At 37.3% G+C, this 24,232-nt stretch carries 28 protein-coding genes; 23 read left to right on the top strand and 5 right to left on the bottom strand.

Features of this window, described 5'->3' with window-relative positions; translation table 11 throughout:
• Positions 1-70: 70 nt before the first annotated feature.
• On the bottom strand, positions 71-730 hold the full coding sequence (locus JG29_RS05355) for a CPBP family intramembrane glutamic endopeptidase (protein WP_045922937.1): 660 nt from the start codon (positions 728-730) through the stop codon (positions 71-73).
• Between the two features lie 291 nt (positions 731-1,021).
• Here JG29_RS05355 and JG29_RS08965 point away from each other — a divergent pair, with 291 nt between their 5' ends.
• From JG29_RS08965 to JG29_RS05340, 4 genes are all read left to right on the top strand, one after another.
• Positions 1,022-1,147, top strand: a complete 126-nt coding sequence (locus JG29_RS08965; RefSeq protein ID WP_274602127.1) for a hypothetical protein — start codon at positions 1,022-1,024, stop codon at positions 1,145-1,147.
• Positions 1,148-1,445: 298 nt separating this feature from the next.
• Positions 1,446-3,176 (top strand): ABC transporter ATP-binding protein, encoded by a 1,731-nt coding sequence (locus tag JG29_RS05350; protein WP_045922936.1) that lies wholly within the window; start codon positions 1,446-1,448, stop codon positions 3,174-3,176.
• Entirely contained in the window at positions 3,169-5,013 is a 1,845-nt protein-coding gene (locus JG29_RS05345; protein WP_045922935.1) for an ABC transporter ATP-binding protein, read from the top strand. Before JG29_RS05350 ends, JG29_RS05345 begins: the two co-directional genes overlap by 8 nt.
• Positions 5,014-5,019: 6 nt before the next feature.
• Positions 5,020-6,006, top strand: coding sequence for a serine hydrolase domain-containing protein (locus tag JG29_RS05340; RefSeq protein WP_045922934.1), 987 nt, complete (start codon positions 5,020-5,022; stop codon positions 6,004-6,006).
• A gap of 366 nt (positions 6,007-6,372) precedes the next feature.
• Here the strand turns inward: JG29_RS05340 and JG29_RS05335 are convergent, their stop codons facing one another.
• A complete protein-coding gene (locus JG29_RS05335; RefSeq protein ID WP_045922933.1) occupies positions 6,373-7,719 on the bottom strand; it encodes a Mur ligase family protein in 1,347 nt (448 codons plus the stop codon).
• A gap of 136 nt (positions 7,720-7,855) precedes the next feature.
• Between JG29_RS05335 and JG29_RS05330 the strand changes: the two genes are divergently transcribed.
• From JG29_RS05330 to JG29_RS05245, 19 genes are all read left to right on the top strand, one after another.
• Positions 7,856-8,434 (top strand): thymidine kinase, encoded by a 579-nt coding sequence (locus tag JG29_RS05330; RefSeq protein ID WP_045922932.1) that lies wholly within the window; start codon positions 7,856-7,858, stop codon positions 8,432-8,434.
• Between the two features lie 15 nt (positions 8,435-8,449).
• A complete protein-coding gene (prfA, locus tag JG29_RS05325) occupies positions 8,450-9,547 on the top strand; it encodes a peptide chain release factor 1 (RefSeq protein WP_045922931.1) in 1,098 nt (365 codons plus the stop codon).
• The gene (gene prmC / locus JG29_RS05320; RefSeq protein WP_045922930.1) at positions 9,525-10,376 is read left to right on the top strand and encodes a peptide chain release factor N(5)-glutamine methyltransferase; all 852 of its coding nucleotides are present in this window, start codon (positions 9,525-9,527) and stop codon (positions 10,374-10,376) included. Before prfA ends, prmC begins: the two co-directional genes overlap by 23 nt.
• Positions 10,373-11,401, top strand: coding sequence for an L-threonylcarbamoyladenylate synthase (locus tag JG29_RS05315; protein ID WP_045922929.1), 1,029 nt, complete (start codon positions 10,373-10,375; stop codon positions 11,399-11,401). The genes prmC and JG29_RS05315 overlap by 4 nt, the downstream gene beginning before the upstream one ends.
• A 2-nt stretch (positions 11,402-11,403) precedes the next feature.
• Positions 11,404-12,033, top strand: a complete 630-nt coding sequence (gene upp, locus JG29_RS05310) for a uracil phosphoribosyltransferase (protein WP_045922928.1) — start codon at positions 11,404-11,406, stop codon at positions 12,031-12,033.
• A 124-nt stretch (positions 12,034-12,157) separates the two neighbouring features.
• Complete coding sequence (atpB, locus tag JG29_RS05305) at positions 12,158-12,871, top strand: F0F1 ATP synthase subunit A (protein ID WP_045922927.1); 714 nt, start codon at positions 12,158-12,160, stop codon at positions 12,869-12,871.
• Positions 12,872-12,888: 17 nt separating this feature from the next.
• Positions 12,889-13,098: a F0F1 ATP synthase subunit C gene (atpE, locus tag JG29_RS05300; RefSeq protein ID WP_045922926.1), complete on the top strand. Its 210-nt coding sequence runs from the start codon at positions 12,889-12,891 to the stop codon at positions 13,096-13,098.
• A gap of 34 nt (positions 13,099-13,132) precedes the next feature.
• Positions 13,133-13,654, top strand: coding sequence for a F0F1 ATP synthase subunit B (atpF, locus tag JG29_RS05295; protein ID WP_045922925.1), 522 nt, complete (start codon positions 13,133-13,135; stop codon positions 13,652-13,654).
• Positions 13,641-14,186 carry an ATP synthase F1 subunit delta gene (gene atpH / locus JG29_RS05290; RefSeq protein WP_045922924.1) on the top strand — a complete coding sequence of 182 codons (546 nt, stop codon included), beginning with the start codon at positions 13,641-13,643 and terminating at the stop codon, positions 14,184-14,186. Before atpF ends, atpH begins: the two co-directional genes overlap by 14 nt.
• 23 nt (positions 14,187-14,209) lie before the next feature.
• The gene (gene atpA / locus JG29_RS05285; protein WP_045922923.1) at positions 14,210-15,742 is read left to right on the top strand and encodes a F0F1 ATP synthase subunit alpha; all 1,533 of its coding nucleotides are present in this window, start codon (positions 14,210-14,212) and stop codon (positions 15,740-15,742) included.
• A gap of 16 nt (positions 15,743-15,758) precedes the next feature.
• On the top strand, positions 15,759-16,688 hold the full coding sequence (locus JG29_RS05280) for a F0F1 ATP synthase subunit gamma (RefSeq protein ID WP_045922922.1): 930 nt from the start codon (positions 15,759-15,761) through the stop codon (positions 16,686-16,688).
• Between the two features lie 16 nt (positions 16,689-16,704).
• Positions 16,705-18,162, top strand: a complete 1,458-nt coding sequence (atpD, locus tag JG29_RS05275; protein ID WP_045922921.1) for a F0F1 ATP synthase subunit beta — start codon at positions 16,705-16,707, stop codon at positions 18,160-18,162.
• Between the two features lie 14 nt (positions 18,163-18,176).
• On the top strand, positions 18,177-18,605 hold the full coding sequence (locus JG29_RS05270) for a F0F1 ATP synthase subunit epsilon (RefSeq protein WP_045922920.1): 429 nt from the start codon (positions 18,177-18,179) through the stop codon (positions 18,603-18,605).
• A 165-nt stretch (positions 18,606-18,770) separates the two neighbouring features.
• Positions 18,771-19,004, top strand: coding sequence for a DUF1146 family protein (locus JG29_RS05265; RefSeq protein ID WP_045922919.1), 234 nt, complete (start codon positions 18,771-18,773; stop codon positions 19,002-19,004).
• Between the two features lie 86 nt (positions 19,005-19,090).
• Positions 19,091-20,080: a rod shape-determining protein gene (gene mreB, locus JG29_RS05260; RefSeq protein ID WP_045922918.1), complete on the top strand. Its 990-nt coding sequence runs from the start codon at positions 19,091-19,093 to the stop codon at positions 20,078-20,080.
• A gap of 13 nt (positions 20,081-20,093) precedes the next feature.
• A complete protein-coding gene (locus tag JG29_RS08690) occupies positions 20,094-20,264 on the top strand; it encodes a DNA-directed RNA polymerase subunit beta (RefSeq protein ID WP_084232601.1) in 171 nt (56 codons plus the stop codon).
• Positions 20,265-20,269: 5 nt separating this feature from the next.
• On the top strand, positions 20,270-20,581 hold the full coding sequence (gene yidD, locus JG29_RS05255) for a membrane protein insertion efficiency factor YidD (protein ID WP_045922917.1): 312 nt from the start codon (positions 20,270-20,272) through the stop codon (positions 20,579-20,581).
• Positions 20,574-20,810 carry a DUF2969 family protein gene (locus JG29_RS05250; protein ID WP_045922916.1) on the top strand — a complete coding sequence of 79 codons (237 nt, stop codon included), beginning with the start codon at positions 20,574-20,576 and terminating at the stop codon, positions 20,808-20,810. Before yidD ends, JG29_RS05250 begins: the two co-directional genes overlap by 8 nt.
• A gap of 8 nt (positions 20,811-20,818) precedes the next feature.
• A complete protein-coding gene (locus tag JG29_RS05245; protein WP_045922915.1) occupies positions 20,819-22,027 on the top strand; it encodes an FtsW/RodA/SpoVE family cell cycle protein in 1,209 nt (402 codons plus the stop codon).
• A 76-nt stretch (positions 22,028-22,103) separates the two neighbouring features.
• Here JG29_RS05245 and JG29_RS05240 read toward each other — a convergent pair whose 3' ends face one another.
• The 3 genes from JG29_RS05240 to JG29_RS05230 all read right to left on the bottom strand — a co-directional run bounded on the left by JG29_RS05240 (position 22,104) and on the right by JG29_RS05230 (position 24,217).
• A complete protein-coding gene (locus tag JG29_RS05240; RefSeq protein WP_045922914.1) occupies positions 22,104-22,583 on the bottom strand; it encodes a universal stress protein in 480 nt (159 codons plus the stop codon).
• 73 nt (positions 22,584-22,656) lie between these two features.
• On the bottom strand, positions 22,657-22,935 hold the full coding sequence (locus tag JG29_RS05235) for a hypothetical protein (protein WP_045922913.1): 279 nt from the start codon (positions 22,933-22,935) through the stop codon (positions 22,657-22,659).
• Positions 22,925-24,217 (bottom strand): replication-associated recombination protein A, encoded by a 1,293-nt coding sequence (locus JG29_RS05230; RefSeq protein WP_045922912.1) that lies wholly within the window; start codon positions 24,215-24,217, stop codon positions 22,925-22,927. Before JG29_RS05230 ends, JG29_RS05235 begins: the two co-directional genes overlap by 11 nt.
• Positions 24,218-24,232 lie beyond the last annotated feature (15 nt).

The following is a 24,232-nucleotide window of genomic DNA, read 5'->3' as shown; positions in this document are numbered from 1 at the left end:
CTTTGGCTTTTTCGCAAAATTATTTGCTGAAATTCTTTGTCCAAAATAGTTTGATGGAAAGATAACCAATTTAGCCAATAAAGAAGGCAGAAATATTATTAATTACATGTAAAATAATATTGGCTTTAATATTTTTAGTTTTTAAATAAACAATCCCCATGGTTAAACCCAAAATAGCTTTAGAAAGAAAATAAGCAGGATCTTGAGAAATGTGTAAAGCACCAAAAATAATAGCACTGACAACTGCTCCCAAATAAAGATTATCCGCAAAAAACCAATTAATTAAATAACCCCGGAAAAAGATTTCTTCACTGATTGGGGCAATGATTACAGCATAGATTAAAAATAGGACAGGAAACAGCTTCATTAGTTGGTTTTGGGCCGCCACATTCGCATTATTGCTGGTTTTCATTAGGGGCAAAAAAAGCATATTAATGCTGTAATTAAAAATGGCACCCCCGACTATCCAGATTCCACTTTGCCAATCAAGTTTTTTGGTTGTGAATTTTTGAGTTCGTTGATGTAAATAAAACATGATGGCAATTGAAATGCAGGCTGTTATTAAAAATATGAAAGGTACAGAAAGTTTAACTTGTGCAAAAGCTGTTGGAACACTTGCTGCAGTAGTTAAAACGGTGGCTGGTAATTGTTGTAAAAGATATAAAGTTAATAATACTAAAATTTTGAAGATTATGTTAAGATAATTGTTATTTCGAGATTTAGAATTCATTGTTGTCTACCTAATAAAGAGCATTAATATAGTTTTTTATAATTATCATAAATTTAAGATTTTAATTGTTGTCTTCATCTTTATTCTTTAAATGGTGTCTTAATAATTGATGAAATTGCTGTTCTTTCTAATTCTACTTTCGTAGCTGGAGATACTCCAATTTTTGGGGCTTAAAAAGTAAGTTTTAACCAGAATTAATAACTATTAATGACATTTATTCAACCATTTAAAGTTTTTTTCCGTAAAATATGGTTTGCTTATTATACTTATTAGCAGAAAGCAGGACTAAGAATGAAAATTAATTACCAGGTTGCCCTCAATTTAAGTGAAGAAGATTGCGCGTTACGGATCAAAAAATTAACATCTAAAAATAATGAATTTTTACAAATACTGGCACAATCTGAAAATTCATCCTAGTGCTATTATAAGTTCCCAATTAATAATTAAGTTTTAAAACCTTGTGGCTTGGCATGTGTAGACCAAAAGCAGAAGCTTACATAAATGGCTGTTTATCCCAGTGAAAGTGGATTTACCAAACTATTTATTGAAGCTTCACGCAGCGCTATATTTAATTAGCAACTCATTGACCACCGGGAATTACTTAATACTGGATTAATTGACATAGTTTTGAATAATAATTAGAAAGTTTCAATATCCATAAGAAATATTAAGAATCTGCAAAAGAATCGCGGCATAATTGATTGGAAGTGAAAAAATGATCAGTGTGATGAAAAAAAGAATTTCACTATGGAGTGTTTTAGGCGCAATTGTTTTTATGGGACTTCAGGTTTTAGGAACTTTGGCGCTTCCCAATATTACCTCAGATATTGTTAATAAAGGCATTACTCGCGGTGACACCCATTATATCATAATTGCGGGAATAAGAATGTTAGGGGCTTCTATCTTTATTGTGGTAGTTTCTTTTTTTAATGTTTTATTGGCTTCTCAAGCTTCCCAACAATTAGGGCAAAATTTGCGTAATGATATTTATCGTAAAGTTCTCTATATGTCTAATAATGAATTTGATCAAATTGGGACTTCTTCACTCATTACCCGAACTACTAACGATGTTGTGCAAATTCAAAATGTCACGTTGATGATGTTACGAATGATGATTATGGCACCTATTATGATGATTGGGGCCAGTTTTATGGCCTATCAAAAAAATCAGCGTCTGACCGAAATATTTGTTTTTATTTTGCCCGTTTTAATTCTTGTGGTTGGCGTAGTCATGTATTTTGCAGTTCCTTTGTTTAAGATGATGCAAAAAAAGATTGACCGCTTAAACCTTGTGTTTCGGGAAGGCTTAACGGGAGTGCGGGTGATTCGTGCCTTTCGGCGTGATGATTGGGAGCAAAAGCGCTTTGATGCCGCTAATCAAGACTATACCCATAATGCACAAAAAGCTTTTTCAATTATAGCAACCATGTATCCTTTAATAATTCTAGTGATGAGCGGTATGAATATTAGTATTACTTGGCTGGGAGCTAAATATATTGCACAAAGAAGCATGGAAGTGGGTGATTTGATTGCCTTTATGACCTATGCCATCCAAATTTTAATGAGTTGCATGATGTTGTCAATGATCTTCGTATTTGTACCTCGAGCCCAAGCCTCGGCAACGAGAATTAATACTATTTTAAAGATGAAAAGTGAATTAAAAGAAAATAATCAAGAAAAAAAATTGGATCAATCTGCAGCTGCTTTAGAATTTTCTCAGGTTAGTTTCAGCTATCAGGGAGCAGAAAGTCCAGCTGTAAAGAATGTAAGTTTTCAAGTGCACGCAGGACAAACCGTAGGGATTATTGGAGGGACCGGTTCTGGTAAAACGACATTAGTTAATTTAATCTCCCGTGTTTATGATGTGCAGTCGGGAAAAGTGCGACTAAATGGGCATGATGTGCGAGATTTATCTCTGCAAGAAATTAATAATCAAGTAGCATTGGTTCCGCAAAAAGCAGTGTTATTTAAAGGAACAATCCGGGATAATTTAAAATATGGAGATTTGACCGCTAGTGATGAACAACTTTGGCATGCTCTAGAAATTGCTCAGGCGGCTGATTTTATTAAAAGCGAGCAGGGATTAGACACTAAAGTAGAGCAGGGAGGCGATAATTTTTCTGGTGGGCAAAAACAAAGATTAGCTATCGCCCGGGCTTTAGTTAAGGATGCTTCGATTTATATTTTTGATGATTCTTTTTCTGCTTTAGATTTTAAAACTGATGCTTTATTGCGTAAGGCCTTGCTTAATGATGAGCGCTTAAAACAGAAAGTCTTAGTAATTGTGAGCCAACGAATTTCCACTATTGCAGATGCTCAAGTGATCGTTGTTTTAGATCATGGGCAAATGGTGGGCTGTGGGACACATCAACAGTTAAAAGATTCTAATGCCACTTATCAAGAAATTATGCAATCGCAAATTAAGGGGGCGGCAATCAATGACTAGTCATCGGCCACATAATTTTCAGAACAGTAATAGAGCCAAGAATTTTTGGGGTACTTTAGTACGTTTAATTCATTACATGTCCAGTTATATTTTATCTTTGGTGATCGTGGTTCTTTTGGCCATCGCCTCAACTATTTTTCAGATTGTCACCCCCAAGGTATTAGGACAAGCCACTACCGAGATCTATAAGGGAGTAGTAACAGGTATTACTCGCCAAAAGGCTGGATTGGATGTTAGCAGATACCCGATTAATTTTGGTAGAATTGAGCAGATTTTATTACTAATAGCAGCGTTTTACCTGATAGCGGCTGTCTTTAGTTTTTTGCAGCAAATTTTAATGACCCGAATCTCTCAACAGACGGTATATAAGTTACGTAAAGACTTAAAACAAAAAATGCGGTATTTACCGATTAGTTATTATGACACTCATAATAACGGTGATATTATGTCGCGGGCCATTAATGATATGGATAATATAGCAGCTACTTTACAGCAAAGTGTAACACAGTTGATTACTAGTTGTGTTACCTTGATAGGTACTATATGGATGATGTTTTCTATTAGTTGGCAATTAACTTTAATTGCCTTGATTACGATCCCTTTAAGCTTAATTGTAACCGGGGTTATTGCTCCTCATTCACAAAAGGCCTTTGCCGCCCAACAAAAATCTTTAGGTCTTTTGAATAACCAGGTTGAGGAAAATTATGCTGGTCATTTAGAAGTTAAAGCTTTTAATCATGAGAAAATTGCCTTACAGCAATTTGAAAAAGAAAATCAGCGCTTATATCAGTCTGGTTTTAAAGCTCAGCTGTTAGCTGGAATTATGATGCCCTTGATGGCGTTGGTTAATAATTTAGGCTATGTAGTAGCTGCGATTTATGGCGGTATTCAAGTAGCAAATAATCGGCTGCCTATTGGTAATATTCAGGCGTTTTTACAATATATGCAACAATTTGCCCAGCCGATTACTCAATTAGCCAATTTAGCTAATACTATTCAAGCGACGATAGCCTCTGCTGAAAGAATTTTTGCTGTTTTAGATGAACCGCCAATGGAGGCAACTCATGTCGACATAGCCGATCAACCAACTGATAAATTAATTACTTTTGATCATGTTCAATTTGGTTATGCTGATCAAGAGCTTTTAATTAAAGATTATTCTTTAGCAGTTGATCCGGGAGAAATGGTAGCAATTGTGGGTCCTACTGGAGCGGGTAAAACGACCATTATTAACTTATTAGAACGTTTTTATGATATTAAAGGTGGTTCTATTAAACTGCGGGGCCGTGATATTCGTAATTTCAGTCGGGACCAGTTACGTCAGCATTTAGCAATGGTGCTCCAAGACACTTGGTTATTTACAGGTTCGATTTATGATAATTTAAAATATGGCCGGGAAAATGCTACAAAAGCGGATATTTTGCGGGCCGCTCAAGCCGCTCATGTGGATGAATTTGTTCGACAATTGCCGCAGGGCTATGAAACCATTCTCAATGAAGCAGCCTCTAATATATCTCAAGGACAAAGACAATTATTGACTATTGCCCGCGCATTTGTAGCTAACCCCGAGATTCTTATTTTGGATGAGGCAACTTCTTCAGTAGATACTAGAACTGAATTTCAAATTCAACACGCCATGCAGAGATTATTACAAGGTCGTACCAGCTTTGTTGTGGCCCATCGCTTGTCTACCATTCAAGATGCTGATAAGATTATTGTAATGAATCATGGTTCAATTATTGAAACCGGTAATCATCAGCAATTATTGGAACAAAAAGGTTTTTATGCTGATTTATATAATTCTCAATTTAGTGGCAATATTAAAAATTTAGGTTAATAAAAGATGTATCTTATCGATAAAATAAACGCGTTAGTTTCTCAGCAGGTTGTTCCGGGAATTAGTTTTGCTTATTTAACGGCTGATCATCTTGAGCGCCGGCAAGTAGGGCTTAATACCTGGTTACCGCAAGAAACAGCTTTACCAGCTAATCCTTTATATGATTTGGCTTCTTTAACTAAAGTTATCGGAACAACGACGGTTTTATTACATCTGATTGAACAAAGGGTTTTGAGTACAGAAACTGCCATTTGTCAGTACTTACCGGAGTTTACGGATAAACGGGTAACGTTACGTCATTTAATGACCCATACTTCCGGTATTCAAGGATATATACCGCAACGTGATTGTCTAAGTGGCAGAGAATTAATAAAAGCCTTGGTGAAACTGCCGGTAACTTCGAATTTTAATCAAGTAATTAAATATACCGATACGGGTCCTATTTTAGCAGGATTAATAATTGAAAAAATCTACCATCAACCAGTACAATCAGTAATTGAGCAGGTGGTTTTGCAGCCTTTAGGTTTAACAACTGCCACGTTTCAGCCCCAGCCCCATAATTGCGTTATCACCAGCAGTAAAACGGGAAAAAATCTGCAGGGAGTTGTACAAGATCCCAAAGCCCAGCAGCTTGGTTGCCATTGTGGTTCAGCAGGGTTATTTGCGAGTTTAAATGATGTAATCCGTTTTAGTCAATTTATGCTGGGCCAATTGACAATCACCCAAGCTCCGATTCAGGATGCTACTATTAAAAAATTATTTCACAGTTTTACACCGGTATTGCCGGGCCGTTCTTTTGGTTGGGATTTACGCTGGAATTGCCTAGGTGAAGCTGTCTTATATCATACGGGTTATACTGGTAATTTTCTAGCGATTGACCGTCAACGGCAGCGGGCGTTGATTGTTTTAAGTAATCGAGTGCATCCTTTTAATAATAATCAACGTTTTTTAAGTGCTCGCAATGCAATTATGGAATTGTTTTTACAAAGCTAAATTTTAATTAGAATGTCTCTCAGGGTAATTTTTATCCTGAGAATTTTTAGGTTGATAATGATCATAGTCTATTGAGTATCTACAATCAGGAATAAAGTTTTCTTTTTTGGAGGAGTTAGAGGGTGAACTTTATGCGATTTTACCCTTCAATCGGGCGAATTTTTTCCAATGTCTGGTATCAATAATAAATACAATGCTAGCAAAATTTTTTACTAAGCGACGGTTATCCTTTAAATTCGGCGACTAGTTTTTATAGAAGGCTTTTGATTTAGAAATTACTTTATTTCTTTGTTAATCAGGTTTTTAATCGTCCTAACGTTAAAAAGCGGCGCTTCTATGCACCGCTTTAAAATAGTCTGATTTATCTTATTGTTTTATATCACCGCTATTAATAAGTTTTTGGCGTAATTGCAGCATCGCAGTATAGGTAGCAAGCACATAAATTTTTGTTTGTGGCTGCTGTTTTAAAGCACTAATAAATTGGTCTAAATCAGTGGCGTGTTGTAACTGCTGAGTGGACACTCCAGCAATTTTAAAGCGCAGATTGATATCTTGCCAGCGTTCGCCACCAGTAATAATGGGGTTGATTTTTTCAAAAGGCAAATCTTCAAAATCCCCATCCCAAATCCAACTGGTATCAATTCCATCAGCATAATTGGCATTTAACAAAAAGCCGAGGCAATAACTGTCAGGATCAGTTTCTAAAGTAGCAAGAACTTGATTTAAACCTACTGGATTTTTGACTAAAATAATGGTTAATTGTTTGTTTCCTAAAGAAATAACCTCTTGGCGCCCGAAAACCTGTTCATCAGCTTGAAAAGCTTGGTGAATTTCTGCCACACTAACACCTAAAGTGCGACCAGTGGCATAGGCAGCTAGCGCATTATAAATATTATACATTCCGCCAATATTAATAGAGAATGTATTGCCATCAATTGTAAAAGTAGAACGATTAGGCAATAATTGTTCTACTGCAGTAACTTGATAATCTAACTGCGGCCGTTCATAGTGACAGTTAGGACAGAAATAACTGCCAAGATTTGCATAAGTTATCAGATGATAGTGCATGATATGCTGACACTGGGGGCATAAAATTCCATCAACGTTGAATTTGGCCCTGAGATCCTGATTTTGGTGGCCATCATCACTAAAACCATAATAAATTTTTGGATTAGGCAGATCAATCGAATTAAAAATAGAAGCATCAGCGTTGATAATGAGCTTGGCTTGCGGGGCTTTTTTAATGCCCGCTACAATTTTTTCAAACGTAGTATAAATTTCGCCATAACGATCCATTTGGTCTCGAAAAATATTAGTTAAAACAAAAACACTCGGCGTCATAGCTTCACAAATAGGGGCTACATTAGCTTCATCAACTTCCAGCACTGCAATTTTTTTAGCCGGGGACTGTTGACTGGATTGTGCTAAAAACGCTGAGGTAATACCTTGAATCATATTCGAGCCTGTGGGATTAGTTAAAACATAATGATACTTTTGTTGTAAAATTTTAGTAATCAATGCTGTGGTTAAGGTTTTGCCATTGGTTCCGGTCACAAGAATGATCTTATAATCTTGGCTCAAATCTTGTAACACTTTGGGATCTAAACGATATGCCAGTTTTCCCGGTAAGGAGCTGCCGCGATGGAAGCCATTATGCAAGATTTGATAAGAAGTCTTTCCCAAACCGATAGCTAATTTTGATTTTAGGCTCATAAAAACTTTCCTCTCTTTACTGAGAAATAATACCATATATTTTATACTACTTTACAGTTTTATATGGAAGAATTGTGGAACTTTATGTAAATTTAAGTATAATTAAAGCAGTGATGATGTGAAAGGGGCCTAAAAGTTGGCGCAATTATTTTTTCGCTATGGCGCAATGAATGCCGGCAAATCCATTGAAGTACTCAAAGTTGCCCATAATTATGAAGAGCAGGGCAAACAAGTATTACTAATGACTAGTAGTTTGGATACGCGTAACGGTCAGGGCCAGATTGCCAGTCGTATTGGCTTAAGTAGAAAAGCGGTGGCGCTACAGGCTGATACAAATATTTATACTGTGGTTCAAAATCAATGTCCGCAAGCTGCCTGCATTTTAATTGATGAAGCGCAGTTTTTGACTGTTGACCAAGTCAAACAGGCGGCTGCAGTTGTTGACGAATTGGGAATTCCGGTAATGGCATTTGGTCTAAAAAATGATTCTCAAAATCATTTATTTGCTGGAAGTGAGGCCTTATTAATTTACGCTGATAAAATTGAAGAAATGAAAACTATCTGCTGGTTTTGTCGCAAAAAGGCGACTATGAATTTAAGAATTACCAATGGACAAGCGGATTATGGCGGCGAGCAAATCCAAATTGGCGGCAATGAAAGTTACTATCCGGTTTGCCGTAAGCACTATTTGAATCCGCCGTTAGATAAAATTTAGAAAGTGGGGCTGAATGTGGATAAAATTTTTGATCAATTGGAAGGTTTAGTTGAACGCTATGATGAACTACAAGAAATGATGAGTGACCCTGAAGTAATTAATGATACTCCGCGTTATTTGAAAATTTCTAAAGAAGCAGCTGACATGGCAAAGGTGGTTACTGAATATAAAAAGTACCAGCAACTAAAATCTGATATTGAGCAAAGTAAAGAGGTTCTTAATGAAAGTAAGGATCCTGAATTAGAAGATTTGGCTAAAGAAGAAATTTCTGAGCAAGAAGAGCAGTTGGCCGCTGTAGAAGAAAACATTAAAGTTTTAATGATTCCACAAGATCCTAATGATGATAAGAATATTATTATGGAAATTCGTGGGGCTGCCGGTGGCGATGAGGCCAGTTTGTTTGCGGGCGATCTCTTAAATATGTATGAACGTTATGCAGAGCGGCAAAATTGGCAATTTGAAATTATTGACGAAAATAAAACCGAAGTTGGCGGCTATAAAGAAGTTGCGATAATGATTTCCGGTAAAAAGGTTTTTTCCAAATTGAAATTTGAAAATGGAGCCCATCGTGTGCAAAGAATTCCAACAACGGAATCTGCCGGTAGGGTTCATACATCAACGGCCACAGTCGCAGTAATGCCGGAATATGATGAAGTAGATTTGGAAATTGATCCCAAAGATATCCGTGTTGATGTCTATCGTTCTTCAGGAGCCGGAGGCCAGCATATCAACAAGACTTCTTCTGCCGTAAGAATGACTCATATTCCGACTGGGATTGTTGTTGCGATGCAGGATCAACGTTCTCAGCAGCAAAATCGCGAGAAGGCAATGCAGATTTTACGTTCCCGTGTTTATGATTATTATGAATCCCAAAACCAAAGTGAGTATGATGCTGAGCGTAAATCTGCCGTCGGTACGGGCGATCGATCCGAACGTATTCGTACCTATAACTATCCGCAAAATCGGGTAACTGATCATCGTATTGGTTTATCTTTGAATAAATTAGATAAAATTATGAATGGTCAATTGGATGAGATTATTGATGCTTTAATTTTGTCTGATCAGACTAAAAAGCTGGAGCGTATCCAAAATGGAGAGACTAAGCTATATTAATGCCCTTAAGCGGGCTTTTTTAATGTTAGAAAAACAACATCAAGATCAAGAAAGTGCCCGGTATTTACTATTGGAATTGACGGGGTGGAACTGGACCCAATTTTCTTTGCATCAAAAAGATTTAATGCCGACAACTTTACAAAAAGTTTATCAACAAGATATCGACCTAGTAGCAGCAGGCTGGCCAGCGCAATATGTTTTAGGCTATGCTTGGTTTTACGGACGGAAATTTAAGGTTTCTTCTGATACTTTAATTCCCCGCCAAGATAGTGAAGCTATGATTGCTCAGATTTTGCAGGATAATCCGACTGCGGTTGATTTACTGGAATTAGGCACGGGATCGGGAGCTTTAGTAATTACTTTAGGATTAGAAGGAAATTATCAGAATTTGACAGCAACGGATATTTCACCGGCAGCTGTCCAAATAGCACAGCAAAATAGTTACCAGTATCATTTGCCAATTAAATTTGTAATAGGAGATCTATTTCAACCGGTCCAAGAGCAGCAATTTGATCTGATTGTATTTAATCCACCATATATAGCAACTTCAGAAATTGAATTAATGGATTCTTCAGTAGTAAATTTTGAACCCCATCAAGCCTTGTTTGCTTCAGAATCCGGATTAGTCTTTTACCGGCGAGTTTTTTCGCAGATAGAGCAATTTTTAAAACCGCAGGGCAAAATTTATTTGGAATTTGGCTTTCAACAGCAAGAAAAAATTAGTAAAATATTTCAAGAGCAATTACCAAATTGGCAAATTGATTTTTTCCATGATGTGGCTAATCATCCCCGGTTTTTGCGTTTACAACGAAAAGAGGTGAAAAAATGAAAACTACAATTCTATCGCCAGAACAAATTTCCCAAGCAGCCCAATGGTTAGCGGAAGGCAAATTAGTCGCTTTTCCAACCGAAACAGTTTATGGTTTAGGTGCCGATGCGACTAACCCTCAAGCTGCGCAATCGGTATATGAAGCTAAGGGACGCCCCAGTGATAATCCTTTAATTGTGCACGTGGATTCACCTCAAATGGTGTGGCAGTATGCGGATGTGGCCGATAAATCCCTAGCTTTAAAATTAATGGACAACTTTTGGCCAGGTCCGTTAACTATTATTCTGCCGGTTAAAGCCGGTACTTTGTCTAAAACAGTAACCGGTGGTTTGGATACGGTGGCTTTTAGAATGCCGGATAATAAGGCTACTTTAAATCTCATCAGTACTTTAGGTCGTCCTCTTGTTGGGCCGTCGGCAAATACCTCAGGTAAACCTAGTCCAACTTTAGCTCAGCATGTTTACCATGATCTGCAAGGTAAAATTAGTGGCATTCTTGATGATGGACCTACAAGAGTAGGGCTGGAATCTACAGTATTAGATTTAACTAGCAGCATACCAACCATTTTACGTCCGGGAGCTGTTTCTCAACAACAGCTACAGGAAGTTATTGGCACAGTACAAAGTGACCATCATAAAGTTCAGCCCGGAGAAATTCCTAAGGCTCCCGGAATGAAATATAAACATTACGCGCCTCAAGCTCAAGTAGTTATTGTGGATACGGTTGAGGATTTTGAGCCCGCTTTATCTTGGGTGAAACAGCAAAACCAACCATTTGCAGTTATGGCAGAACAGTCGGTTTTAGACCAAATAGATTTGACAGCTGCCAGAGCCACTTTTTCGTTAGGCAGTAATTTGGATTCAGCGAGTCATTTGTTGTTTGCAGCTTTACGAAAATTTGATTTGGACCCGCAGATTAAATATATTTTAGCGCAGGGTTTTACAGCATCTGGTTTAGGTGCTGCTTATATGAACCGTTTAAATAAGTCAGCGGGTAATAAACATTTTAAATCACAGGAGGCCTAATAATGTCCAAATTTACAGTTTTAAATCATCCATTAATTCAACATAAGTTAACACTTATTCGAAATAAAGATACCGGCACGCAAGAATTTCGTGAAATTGTTAATGAAATTGCAGAATTGATGGTTTATGAAATTACACGAGATTTACCTTTAAAAGATGTTAAAGTAACTACGCCGATGGGAGAAACCGTGCAAAAAGAATTAGCAGGTAAAAAGCTGGCTGTAATCCCAATTTTACGGGCTGGTTTAGGAATGGTTGACGGAGTTTTACAGCTAATTCCCGCTGCTAAAGTGGGGCACATTGGCATGTATCGTGATGAAAAAACTTTGCAACCCCATGAATATTTTGTTAAATTGCCTTCTGATATCGATCAACGCGAACTCTTTATTGTCGATCCAATGTTGGCAACTGGCGGTTCTGCTAATATGGCTATTGATGCTTTGAAAAAACGTGGAGCTCAGCATATACGTTTAGTAGTTTTAGTTGCTGCTCCCGAAGGTGTTCATGCTGTACAGACAAATCACCCGGATATTGACATTTATGCGGCTGCTCTAGATGAAAAAATTAATGAAAATGGTTATATTTTCCCAGGATTAGGTGACGCGGGAGATCGATTGTTCGGTACAAAATAAATTTCCCTTTAGAAATATATAGATTTACTTTGAATTTGTTGTTTTTTGGTGGTAATCTGTTTTTATGCTTGAATATTATCAGGTTTAAGATCTAAATAAATAAAAAGGGAGGAAGTGATATCGATTGAATGGATCTTCTCCACTAATTACAATTGGTGGGCTGACTTTTAATATTGCAAATTGTTTGTCGACTTTCATTGCGGCCTTATTGGTTTTCATTTTGTTTTTTGCTTTATCCCGAAAAATTGAAATGCGTCCAGGAAAAGCTCAAAATGTTTTGGAATGGATTGTCGATTTTACAAATGGAATCGTTAAATCAATGATTCCAGAAAAGAGTCAGGCGCAACCTATTATGTTTTATGTTTTTGTAATGTTTGCGTTTATCTTTGTAGCTAACCAATTAGGATTAATCCTTGAAGTAGCAATTGGTGGTCAAACTTATATTAAATCACCGACTTCTAGTCCAATTGTGACCATGTCTTTGGGTACAATCTCTTTGGTTCTAGCCCAGTTTTATTGTGTACAACAACGTGGAATTAAGGGATATTTGCATCATTACGCTGAACCTATGTGGGGATTGACGCCGATTAATATTCTGGAAGAATTTACTAATTTTTTAACTCTATCTTTGCGGCTTTACGGTAATATTTTTGCTGGTGAAGTATTATTAGATTTAATTGTTAAAATGGCTAGTTCTTATGGAATTGTAACGTGGATTCCTTCGTTATTAATATCTATGGTCTGGCAAGGATTTTCAGTATTTATTGGCGCAATTCAAGCCTATGTTTTTGTAACATTATCAACTGTTTATATATCACATAAAATTGTAACAGAATAATTTGGAGGTATTTTTAAATGAAATTTTTAGGTGCAGGTATTGCAGCAGGATTGGCCGCTTTGGCCGCTTCATATGGTAATGGAAATGTTATTTCTAAAACTATTGAAAATATGGCTCGGCAGCCGGAAATGTCTGGACAATTACGTTCAATGATGTTTATTGGTGTTGGTTTGATTGAAGCTGTGCCCATTATTGCGATAGTTATTGCCTTTTTAATGGTCCTTTAATTTTACTGGAACTAAAAAAGGAGATGACGTATCATTGCAAAATAATTTATTATTAGCAGCGCAATCTTCCTCATTAGGTGATACGTTGTTTGTTTTAATCGCGTTTATCCTTTTAGCCTTATTAGTTAAACACTATGCTTGGACACCAATTACTAATATGATGGAAAAGCGGAATCAAAAAATTACTGGTGATTTGGATTATGCTGATAAAGAACGGCAGGATGCGGAAAATTTAAAACAACAACGGGAAACAGCACTCAAAAATTCTAAAGTAGAGGCTGTCCAAATCGTTGCTAACGCAAAAAAATCAGGGGAAACTCAACGTCAGAGTATTGTCGATCAGGCTCATTCTGAAGCTCAGGAAATTCAATCTCAAGCACAAGCCAATGCGCAGCAAGCTAAGCAAGAGGCAATGAAGTCGGTTCAAAAAGATGTTGCTCAACTATCAGTTGATATTGCCTCCCAAATTATTGGCCGCGAATTATCAGTTAGTGATCAGGAGAATTTAATCGACTCATATATTAAGGAGTTGAATGCCAACCATGAAACTAAGTAATATTGAAATTGGCCGGCGCTATGGGAAGGCTTTGTTTGAGTTTGCGTTAGAGCAGAAGCAGGAAACTGCGATTCTGGACGAATTACATGTTCTGATGGAAATATATGAGCAAATACCTGATCTCGGTGAGATTTTAACTGATGCTCGTTTACGAAGTGTAGAAAAAAAGCAGCTTTTAACGAAAATTACCGATTCAGCTAGTGAAATCATGACAAACTTTTTGCAACTGCTTTTTGAATATCGGCGGTTAAATGTGCTTCCAGAAATAGTAACTGCTTATGAACAGTTGTACGACGAATTCACGGGTACTTACAATGCACATATAATTGCGGCTGTGGAATTAAATGCCGAACAACTTGACAGTTTAAGACAAGCCTTAAAGGAAAGATTAAATGCACAAAAAATTAATCTGACTACAGAAGTGGATAAAACAATTATTGGCGGTCTGATTGTTCAAGTTGGTGGTCAAATTATTGACGGTAGTATTGCTTCTCGCATTAAGAAGTTAAAGCGCGTGCTGCTGAATGATTAGTAATAAATATAGAGGTGAATTTAATGAGCATCAAAGCTGAGGAAATCAGTTCATTGATTAAAGAGCAACTGAAAAATTATCACGACGATTTAGCAGTTGAAGAAATTGGAACTGTAACTTACGTTGGTGATGGAATTGCCCGTGCTCATGGATTGGATAATGTAATGTCTAACGAGTTGCTGGAATTTACTAACGGCTCGTTTGGAATTGCCCAAAACTTGGAAACTAATGATGTTGGTATCATTATTTTAGGTAAATATGATGATATCCGTGAGGGCGATCGCGTTAAAAGAACTAAAAGAATTATGGAAGTTCCGGTAGGAGAGCAATTAATCGGTCGGGTCGTTAATCCTCTAGGACAAGCGGTTGATGGTTTGGGTGCTATTAAAACTGAAAAAACTCGTCCGATTGAAAATACTGCTCCGGGAGTTATGGATCGACAATCAGTTTCTGAACCTTTACAAACAGGTTTAAAGGCGATTGATTCATTAGTTCCTATCGGCCGGGGCCAACGGGAATTAATTATTGGTGACCGGAAAACTGGTAAGACGTCCATTGCGATTGATACCATTTTGAATCAAAAAGATCAAAATATGATTTGTATTTATGTCGCAATTGGGCAAAAGGAATCAACCATTAGATCGCAAGTAGAAACATTACGAAAAATGGGCGCGATGGACTATACTATTGTTATTGAAGCTGGTCCAAGTGAACCGGCTCCAATGTTATATATTGCTCCTTATGCTGGCGCAGCCATGGGTGAAGAGTTTATGTATAACGGCAAGCATGTTTTAATCATTTATGATGATTTAAGTAAACAAGCTGCTGCTTATCGGGAAATATCCTTACTATTAAGGAGACCACCTGGGCGTGAAGCTTATCCGGGTGATGTTTTCTATTTGCATTCACGCTTATTGGAGCGGGCTGCTAAATTAAACGATAAATTAGGCGGAGGTTCTATGACAGCTCTGCCGATTATTGAAACCCAAGCGGGTGACATTTCCGCTTATATTCCTACCAATGTTATCTCCATTACTGATGGTCAGATTTTCCTGCAAAGTGATATGTTTTATGCAGGTAATCGGCCAGCTGTGGATGCTGGTACTTCGGTTTCTCGTGTTGGTGGGGATGCGCAGATTAAAGCTATGAAAAAAGTTGTTGGTACTCTGCGTTTGGATATTGCTTCCTATAATGAGTTGGAGTCTTTTGCGCAATTTGGTTCTGATTTAGATGCTGCTACTCAAGCTAAGTTAAATCGTGGACGAATTACCATGGAGATTTTAAAGCAACCTTTGCATTCACCGATTCCTGTAGAAAAACAAGTTATAATTTTTTATGCTTTAACTCAAGGATTTTTGGATAATATACCAGTTGATCAAGCTCAGGCTTTCCAGCAAGGACTTTTTGATTTCTTTGATGGGAATCATTCGGATTTGCTCAAAGAAATTAGAGAAACTGGTAATTTGCCTGATGAAGATAAAATGACTGCAGCTGTTAAAGAGTTTGCCGAGGGATTTGATTCTTCTGCCAAAAATGCTCAACAGGCAAAAAAGTAGTGAGGAGGTATGACTAATGGCTGAATCCTTAATGGATATTAAACGCCGCATTGCTTCAACTAAGAAGACAGGTCAAATTACTCACGCTATGCAAATGGTTTCTGGCGCTAAATTAACACAAATAGAAAAACAGTCTAATGTTTATCAATTATATGAGCAGAAGCTAAAAGAAACTATGGGTCATTTAGTTGCTAGTAAAATTATCAGTCAATATAGAGATAATAATACTGAATCTTCAAATGATTCTATGTCATTAGACCATCTTTTAAAAAATCGTCCTATTAAAAAGACCGCCTATATTGTAGTTACTTCTGATCGTGGGCTTGTAGGTAGCTATAATTCAACTATTATTAAAGCAACTATGGATTTATTGAGAAAAAATCATCAAAATGATAAATCAAAATTCTCAATTATTGCCGTGGGTGGTACTGGGGCTGATTTTTTTAAGAAGCGGAACTACGATGTTGCTTATGAATATCGGGGTGTGGAAGATGTGCCCCAGTTTAAAACTATTCAAAAATTAGTTAAAACCTGTGTAGAGATGTTTGATACCGGGGTGTTTGATCAATTATATATTTGTCATAATCATCATGTTAATTCTTTAACTTCAACTTTTACAGTTGATAAGTTATTGCCGATTTCACGCGATATTGCTGATGAAGTTGATTTTAAAAAAATTGGCAATACTTCTAGTTATATAGTTGATCCTTCAATTGAGGTAGTTTTACAAAAACTGGTGCCGCAGTATATTGAAAGTGTTGTTTTTGGATCAATTTTGGATGCCAAAACTGCCGAACATGCTGCTTCCATGACCGCTATGCGGACAGCAACCGATAATGCAGATGATTTAATTTCTAGTTTATCATTAAAGTATAACCGTGCTCGTCAAGAACAAATTACAACTGAAATCACTGAAATTATCGGTGGTGCTTCAGCATTAGAATAAGAAAGGGGTTGTTTAAATGAGTCAAGGAAAAGTAGTACAAGTTATTGGCCCCGTTGTTGACGTGGAATTTCCACTTGACGGTTCTTTACCTGATATTAATAACGCCTTAACTGTTGAAACTAATCAGGGTAGAAAAATTACTTTAGAGGTATCATTGGAGCTAGGTGATGGTGTCATGCGGACCATTGCTATGTCCGGGACAGATGGTTTACAACGTGGAACTACTGTAGTTGATACTGGTAAACCGATTAGTGTTCCTGTTGGTGATGTTACCTTAGGCCGTGTCTTTAATGTTTTGGGAGAACCTATTGACGGTGGCGATCCGATTAAAGAAGATGTTCAGCGTGATAGTATTCATAAAGACGCACCAAAATATGATGATTTAAATACTACTTCAGAAGTTTTGGAAACTGGTATCAAGGTTATTGATTTGCTGGAACCATATCTTCGGGGTGGAAAAGTTGGCCTGTTCGGCGGTGCTGGTGTTGGAAAAACCGTTTTAATTCAAGAGTTAATTCATAATATTGCTCAAGAACACAATGGTATTTCTGTATTTACCGGTGTTGGTGAAAGAACCCGTGAAGGTAATGATTTGTATTTTGAAATGAAGGCTTCTGGAGTTTTAGCTAAAACAGCCATGGTCTTTGGTCAAATGAATGAATCACCTGGTGTGCGGATGCGAGTAGCTTTAACTGGAGTTACTATGGCTGAGTATTTCCGTGACGTTGAAGGTCAAGATGTGTTGTTATTTATTGATAATATTTTCCGGTTTACTCAAGCTGGTTCCGAGGTTTCTGCGTTGTTAGGCAGAATGCCGTCAGCCGTTGGCTATCAGCCGACTTTGGCTACTGAAATGGGACAATTGCAGGAACGAATCACTTCCACCAAAAAGGGTTCAATTACTTCTATTCAAGCTGTATATGTTCCTGCTGATGACTATACTGACCCAGCACCAGCAACCGAATTTGCCCATTTGGATGCGACGACCAACTTGGAGCGGAGTTTGACGCAACAAGGTATTTACCCAGCGGTGGATCCATTAGCTTCGACTTCTAGTGCTTTGGATCCGGCGATTGTTGGAGAAGAGCATTATCAAGTTGCGACAGAAGTACAACATGTTTTGCAACGCTACCATGAACTGCAGGATATTATTTCCATTTTAGGTATGGATGAATTATCAGATGAAGAAAAAGAAATAGTTGCCCGCGCGCGGCGGATGCAATTCTTCTTATCTCAGAATTTTCATGTAGCTGAACAATTTACCGGTCTTCCAGGATCTTATGTTTCAATTAAAGATACAGTCAAAGGCTTTAAAGAAATTCTAGAAGGTAAATATGATGATGTGCCGGAAGATGCCTTTCGTAGTGTCGGTACAATTGAAGAAGTTCTAGAAAAAGCTAAAAAGATGGGTTATCATCCTGCAGACGAACAAGAGTCTGATAGTTCGGACAATAAGGCTGCAGCAGCTAATTAGTGGGAGGAATTGATATGGACGAATCTGGTGTTTTTCAAGTCAATATCGTTACTCCTGATGGTCAAGTTTATTCGCAGCAATCGCGACGTTTAGTTGCGCGCGCCACCGATGGAGATTTGGGTATTTTAGCTAATCATTTACCCATTATTGCAACTTTACAAATTGCAGAAGTACGTTCCTTATGTGCTGAAAATGAGAATCGTGAAGATGCAATTGCAGTTAATGGTGGTTATTTAGAATTTAAGGATAATGTTGCAACCATTATTGCCGATAGTGCTGAACTGTCTCGTGACATTGATTTAAGACGGGCACGTTACGCTAAAGAACGTGCTGAAAAGCGGATTGAAAAAGCTAAACAAACCCATGATGTTGATGATCGACGTCGGGGAGAAGTGGCACTAGCACGGGCAATTAATCGGATCAGAGTTTCTGAACATCATTAAACTGACTTTTATATTTATAAAAAAGTTCTGCGGTTATGAAATTTTTTTTTCATAATCTGGAACCTTTTTTATTATACATAGCCCAAGAGATGGGGATTGGTTTTAACACATTTTGACTATTTTTTGTTAAAATTATGGGGTACGATTATTTAAGGGAGATTAATCTTGAAACAAATTGGTATTCAAAATTTATTAATAATTTTTAGTCATATTTTTTTTATTTGGATTGCTTTTCTGGCTGTTCAAACATTAGACTGGGATAAATTTTTGCGCCCCCAAGTTAATAATAATTTAGGTAAATTACTGTTAATTTTTACGGCTATAACTTTAGGTTACTCGGTCAGCTCTTTTTTTATTAGTTTAGTACAAGCCTTTCAAAATTTAATTTTTATGTTTTAAATACAATGGCGATCTTAATAAAACAGAGTATAATAAAAAACTATGATATAATTTTTGTGCAGGTAAGGTTATTTGGAGGCTGAAAGATGGCAAAGTCTATTGGAATTGATTTGGGAACGGCCAATATCTTAATTAATGTCAAGGGCGAGGGTATTGTAATCAATGAACCTTCAGTAGTAGCAATTAATACCCAAACCAATGAAGTAGTGGCTGTAGGGACTGAGGCTTATAAAATGGTAGGCCGGACTCCGGGCAATATTAAGGCAATTAGACCCCTTAAAGATGGTGTAATTGCTGACTTTGATATTACTGAAAAAATGTTAAAGTATTTTATTGAAAAAACTAATGTGAAAACTATGTTTTCGCGCCCGAAAATTATGATTTGCTGTCCGACCAATATTACATCGATTGAACAAAAATCTATTATTGAAGCGGCCGAACAGACCGGAAGTAAAGATGTCTATTTAGAATTAGAACCTAAAGTGGCGGCAGTGGGTGCCGGAATGGATATCTTTAAACCTCAAGGAAATATGGTGATTGATATTGGGGGCGGAACGAGCGATATTGCAATTTTATCCATGGGAGATATTGCTGCTAGTAAATCGATTCGACTTGCCGGCGATAAAATGAATCTGGCAATTCAAAGTTACGTCAAGGTTCACCATAATATTGTGATTGGTGAAAGAACCGCTGAAGATGTCAAAAAACAAATTGGGACGGCCTTTGAACCCAATCCAGAAAACACAATAACTATTAGAGGTCGTGATGTGCAAACTGGTCTGCCTGTCAGTGTCACTATTTCTGAAACAGATGTTCAGCAGGCTTTAAATGATATTTTTTATACTATTATTGATGGAGCAAAAACTGTCTTGGAGCAGGCCCAACCGGAATTATCTGCTGATATCATTGATCATGGAATTATGTTAACTGGTGGCGGCTCTTTAGTAAGAGGTATTGATAAGTTATTTGCACGTGAATTACAAGTGCCGGTTATTATTGCTGAAAATCCACTGGATACGGTAGCTTTAGGGACCGGTATTTTGCTGGATCATATCGAAAATAATGAGCAATACTAATGAAGGTTGAAAAATGAATAAATCTTACGGTAATAAATTATTAAAAACCATTGCATTAATTATGCTAGTATTTCTGATTCTGTTTATTGTCGGAGCAATGATTGGTGCCGTAATCGGTGGAGGTAATATTTTAACACCGCTTTTGCCGAGTACTTGGTCGCATATTTTACAATTTTCACGGTGATGAGAATGTTTAGTCAGCTGCTTATTCGAGTTATTCATGGTTATCAAAAATATATTTCACCAGGTTTGCCGGCCTCTTGCCGTTATTACCCAACCTGTTCCGCCTATATGATTGAAGCTATTCAAAAACAAGGCCTGATTTTGGGAGTTATTATGGGATTAGCCCGTATTTTGCGGTGCAATCCCTTTAATCGTGGCGGTTTTGATCCCGTCCCAGATACTTTTACTTTATTGCGCAATCAGCATCCAGAACAATATGAAGATGAAATTATTGCTCAAAAATTTCATCCGCAAAAACGAAGGGAAACTAATGAGTAAAAAAGAACGAAATTTTGAGGTTGAGTTACAAGAAAAATCTAGTAGTAGTTGGAGCGTAATTGTCTCTTTTAAAAAAAAATCCCAAACGGTGGCACATATTACTAAATTAGATCAACAGCATTATGAAGTAGAACAGCTGTCTAATAGTATGACATCTAAAGTTGTTACTGCAAGCTTGGAAGAGGCTTTAAACAGTGCATTAATGCAGTTTAATTTGCATTTACATTAGGAGCTAATATGGATTTGAAAAAGAAGCAAACAAAAAATACTGATGAGAATTCACGAATTGATTATGGTATTATTTTTTCGGTAATGGTGTTAGCTTTGATTGGTTTAATGTCCATTTATGTAGCTGCTAGTCATGATAATGGAACTACTGGTAGTCCGACGCAGATGGTCATGTCGCAACTAATTTGGTATTTTTTAGGAGCGGTCGGAGTAGTTATTATTATGCATTTTGATGCTCAGCAATTGTGGATGATTGCTCCTTATGCTTATAGTATCGGAATTTTTTTATTAGTTGCAGTACTTTTCTTTTATAGTCGTGATTATGCAGCCAAGACGGGAGCCAAAAGTTGGTTTGCCCTGGGGCCGTTTTCTTTTCAGCCGTCCGAATTGATGAAACCAGCTTTTATTTTGATGTTAGGCCGAGTTGTAACTGAGCATAACCACAATTATCATGAACATACACTGCATAGTGACCAAATTTTAATCGGGAAGATGATTTTGTGGTCCTTACCAGTTATTGTTTTAATGTTGTTACAAAAAGATTTTGGAACCATGTTGGTTTTTTTGGCCATCTTAGCGGGAACGATGTTGGTTTCCGGAATTGATTGGCGGATTATTCTCGGATTGGTAATCATAGCATCGGCGCTGATGTTTGCAGCTATTTCTTTAGTTGCAACCAATTCTGGGCGGGAAATGCTGAGCCATATTGGTTTTCATGCGTATCAATTCGAGCGGATCGATTCATGGCTGGATCCATCACATGACACTTCTAATAATAGTTATCAATTATGGCAAAATTTAAAAGCTGTAGGTTCCGGCAAGTTAACTGGTAAAGGTTTCAACCATTCTAATGTTTATGTGCCAGTGCGAGAATCAGATATGATTTTTTCAGTTATTGCAGAGAATTTTGGTTTTATCGGTTCTTGTTTACTAATTATGATGTATTTTTTATTGATCTCACAAATGGTTAAAGTTACCTTTGATACTAAAAATGAATTTTATGCATATGTTTCAACTGGTATTGTCGTGATGATTTTGTTCCATGTATTTGAAAATATTGGGATGAGTATTGGTTTGTTACCAATGACTGGTATTCCGTTACCCTTTATTTCGCAAGGAGGATCAGCCCTGATTGCGAATATGATTGGCGTGGGTGTCATTATGTCTATGCGTTATCACTATAAAAGTTATATGTTCAGCAGTGACCAGTTTGATTAATTAAAAATCTAAAAAGCTTATTCTATGTAATAAAAAACCTCCAAGTTCTACTCAAACTTGGAGGTTTTTATTAAAATTAACGTCTATTTTTTGGAGTCTTGAGAGGTTGACCGTCCATATCTGTTCGTACCACTAAGACATCACAGGGAGCGTTACGAGTGACAAATTCAGTAACTGAACCTATCAGTAAACGTTCAACTGCGTTTAAACCAGTGGCGCCAATCATTATGAGATCAATGTGATGGTCTTGAGGATAATTGCGGGCAATGGTGGTTTTCGGAGCACCGTATTCAATTTTACTGATAACCTGCGAAATTCCTTGTTCTTGAGCTGTTTTTTCGTATTCAGCCAAGGTCTTTTTAGCTGTTTCTGTAACTTGTTCAACCATTGATGAATCAAAGCTGGAGACATCTTGAAATGCTCGAGTATCAATGACGTGTAAAACGTGTAGGGTAGCTTGATTTCTTTTTGCTACTTCAATTGCTTTATGAAAAGCCATTTCTGCTTCGTAAGAACCATCAATCGCAACAAGGATGTTATTATATTGTTGTAACATCGCTTATACCTCCAAAGTTTACTATTCTAAACTTAGTTTAACCTTTTTTACTGCAAAAAGCACTCTTTTTTGTCTAACTGGCGCGGGAAATTAAGAGCGCAAAAGCGCCGGTTATGACACTGCCTAAGACTAAAGTTAATAAGTTCCAAGACAAAGGTGCCCATATGAGAATAATAATTCCCATCAGACTAGTCAACAGCAATAAATAGGCAGTGATTTTCATAGTTTTTTGAACAAAAGGAAGATTAGACTGAGAAAACATAAAAAAAGGTCGGTCTAGATGTGTCAGCATTAAAATTCCGATTGTTATTAATAAAATTAAAAATAGTACTATCAATAATTTAATCAGCAAAGTTTTGCTCCTTTCTTTGCATTTGTGTTAATTTATCGTAAGTTTTTTTCAGGCCTTGTTCATATTTACCATTAGTTTTGGGTTGATAATATTCTTTGTTTTTTAAGGCCTCCGGCAAATATTGTTGGGCAACCCAATCATTGGGGTAGTCATGCGGATAAAGATAGTTTTGCCCATGATTCAATTGGTGGGCTCCTTTATAATGGGTATCTTTAAGATTATTAGGAATAGATCCACCGTGGCCGTTTTTCAGGTCTTTGAGAGCAGCGTCAATGGCGGTGATACCAGAATTAGATTTTGGACTTAAACATAATTCAATGATAGCATCAGCTAAGGGAATTCTGGCTTCGGGCAAACCTACTTGTGTCGCCACTTGACAGGCGAGAACAGTTCGCTGACAGACAGCAGGGTTAGCCAGGCCAATATCTTCATAGGCGGTGACCAGCACTCGGCGGATAATAGACTGTAAATCACCGGCTTCTAGTAAACGGGCTAAATAGTGCAAAGCAGCATTTGTATCACTGCCGCGAATTGATTTTTGCAAGGCAGAAATAACATTATAATGTTCATCGCCATTTTTATCAGCAGTTATAGCTTTATTTTGGATGGATTCTTTGATGATTTTAGGATCCAGATAAATAACACCTTCACTATTAGCAGGAGTGGATTTGACCGCTAATTCTAAGCCATTAAGTGCGCTTCTTAAATCACCAGCGGTAGCTTGAGCTAACAGGTCCAGTGCGGCTGGGGTTAAGTGCACTGGATAATTGCCCAAACCACGTTGTTTATCTTGGAGGGCTCGTTGTAATGCTTTTTTTATATCAGCCGGTTTTAAAGGGTAAACCTCAAATATTTGTGTGCGGCTGCGAATAGCAGGGTTAATAGTAATATAAGGATTTTCTGTAGTAGCTCCGATTAAAATTATTTGGCCACTCTCTAATAAGGGTAATAAAAAATCTTGTTTAGTTTTATCCAGACGGTGAATTTCATCCAGCAATAAAACTAGATGACCACTCATCTTGGCTTCTTCGGCTACTATTTGTAATTGCTTTTTGGAATCTGTCGCAGCGTTTAATTGCCGAAAAGCAGTATTGGTACTTTGTGCAAGGGCATTAGCAATGCTGGTTTTTCCAGTACCCGGAGGCCCATATAAAATCATTGATGATAGCGCTTGAGCCTGCACCATGCGCCAAAGTATTTTGCCAGGTTGCACCAAATGCTGCTGTCCAACAATTTCCGTGAGCTTTTGGGGACGCATCCGATAAGCAAGAGGACTTTGCATAATGCTACTTCCTTT

Origin of the sequence: Bombilactobacillus mellis, assembly GCF_000967245.1 — a bacterium.
Lineage (GTDB): Bacteria > Bacillota > Bacilli > Lactobacillales > Lactobacillaceae > Bombilactobacillus > Bombilactobacillus mellis.
This window is presented reverse-complemented; position numbering and strand designations above follow the sequence as displayed.

Coding starts and splice junctions, on each gene's coding strand:
- atpH (WP_045922924.1), top strand. CDS start 13,641: ATGAAACTAAGTAATATTGAAATTGGCCGGCGCTATGGGAAGGCTTTG.
- yidD (WP_045922917.1), top strand. CDS start 20,270: ATGTTTAGTCAGCTGCTTATTCGAGTTATTCATGGTTATCAAAAATAT.
- mreB (WP_045922918.1), top strand. CDS start 19,091: ATGGCAAAGTCTATTGGAATTGATTTGGGAACGGCCAATATCTTAATT.
- JG29_RS05240 (WP_045922914.1), bottom strand. CDS start 22,583: ATGTTACAACAATATAATAACATCCTTGTTGCGATTGATGGTTCTTAC.
- atpA (WP_045922923.1), top strand. CDS start 14,210: ATGAGCATCAAAGCTGAGGAAATCAGTTCATTGATTAAAGAGCAACTG.
- JG29_RS05250 (WP_045922916.1), top strand. CDS start 20,574: ATGAGTAAAAAAGAACGAAATTTTGAGGTTGAGTTACAAGAAAAATCT.
- JG29_RS05315 (WP_045922929.1), top strand. CDS start 10,373: ATGAAAACTACAATTCTATCGCCAGAACAAATTTCCCAAGCAGCCCAA.
- upp (WP_045922928.1), top strand. CDS start 11,404: ATGTCCAAATTTACAGTTTTAAATCATCCATTAATTCAACATAAGTTA.
- atpE (WP_045922926.1), top strand. CDS start 12,889: ATGAAATTTTTAGGTGCAGGTATTGCAGCAGGATTGGCCGCTTTGGCC.
- JG29_RS08690 (WP_084232601.1), top strand. CDS start 20,094: ATGAATAAATCTTACGGTAATAAATTATTAAAAACCATTGCATTAATT.
- prmC (WP_045922930.1), top strand. CDS start 9,525: ATGGAGAGACTAAGCTATATTAATGCCCTTAAGCGGGCTTTTTTAATG.
- JG29_RS05350 (WP_045922936.1), top strand. CDS start 1,446: ATGATCAGTGTGATGAAAAAAAGAATTTCACTATGGAGTGTTTTAGGC.
- JG29_RS05335 (WP_045922933.1), bottom strand. CDS start 7,719: ATGAGCCTAAAATCAAAATTAGCTATCGGTTTGGGAAAGACTTCTTAT.
- atpD (WP_045922921.1), top strand. CDS start 16,705: ATGAGTCAAGGAAAAGTAGTACAAGTTATTGGCCCCGTTGTTGACGTG.
- JG29_RS05345 (WP_045922935.1), top strand. CDS start 3,169: ATGACTAGTCATCGGCCACATAATTTTCAGAACAGTAATAGAGCCAAG.
- JG29_RS05245 (WP_045922915.1), top strand. CDS start 20,819: ATGGATTTGAAAAAGAAGCAAACAAAAAATACTGATGAGAATTCACGA.
- JG29_RS05340 (WP_045922934.1), top strand. CDS start 5,020: ATGTATCTTATCGATAAAATAAACGCGTTAGTTTCTCAGCAGGTTGTT.
- JG29_RS05280 (WP_045922922.1), top strand. CDS start 15,759: ATGGCTGAATCCTTAATGGATATTAAACGCCGCATTGCTTCAACTAAG.
- JG29_RS05270 (WP_045922920.1), top strand. CDS start 18,177: ATGGACGAATCTGGTGTTTTTCAAGTCAATATCGTTACTCCTGATGGT.
- JG29_RS05355 (WP_045922937.1), bottom strand. CDS start 730: ATGAATTCTAAATCTCGAAATAACAATTATCTTAACATAATCTTCAAA.
- JG29_RS05230 (WP_045922912.1), bottom strand. CDS start 24,217: ATGCAAAGTCCTCTTGCTTATCGGATGCGTCCCCAAAAGCTCACGGAA.
- JG29_RS08965 (WP_274602127.1), top strand. CDS start 1,022: ATGAAAATTAATTACCAGGTTGCCCTCAATTTAAGTGAAGAAGATTGC.